Here is a 342-nt window from a genome sequence, read left to right as displayed (position 1 = left end):
ACTGGAACCCCCTTCGGGCCACAGATTCTGGGCCGCGTTGGTCTGTTGTTCGGCAAGCCGTGCGTACTCGCAGGCTTCCTTCAAGGCTTCACGGTCCAGCGCCAGGTCGACGCTGACCGTATGATCGAGCCATGCCTCGAGATTGATACTGCCGTCAGTGTTGATCGGCTGGTGTGCTCTCACCTGTACCATCTTGCTTACCTTCCCTACGACGCAGATTCAATGCGTCAAAATCGCTGGCCGTTCATCGCCCCTGCATTCCGGCAAGGCTGGTCGGAATACGGGGGCGGCCAGTCGGACTAGACGAGCATCCTAGCTCGCTTCAAATAACGCCATGGCCTC

1 protein-coding gene is annotated in these 342 nt (G+C 58.8%); it reads right to left on the bottom strand.

Features of this window, described 5'->3' with window-relative positions:
* Positions 1–192 (bottom strand): hypothetical protein (locus tag HX773_RS25550; RefSeq protein WP_176973820.1); only part of this gene is annotated, 192 nt, incomplete at its 3' end.
* Positions 193–342 lie beyond the last annotated feature (150 nt).

The sequence above is a fragment of the Pantoea sp. B9002 genome (genome assembly GCF_013385945.1).
Classification (GTDB): Bacteria; Pseudomonadota; Gammaproteobacteria; order Enterobacterales; family Enterobacteriaceae; genus Pantoea.
Note: the sequence above shows the minus strand (reverse complement) of the source record. Positions and strands in the feature narration are given on the sequence as shown.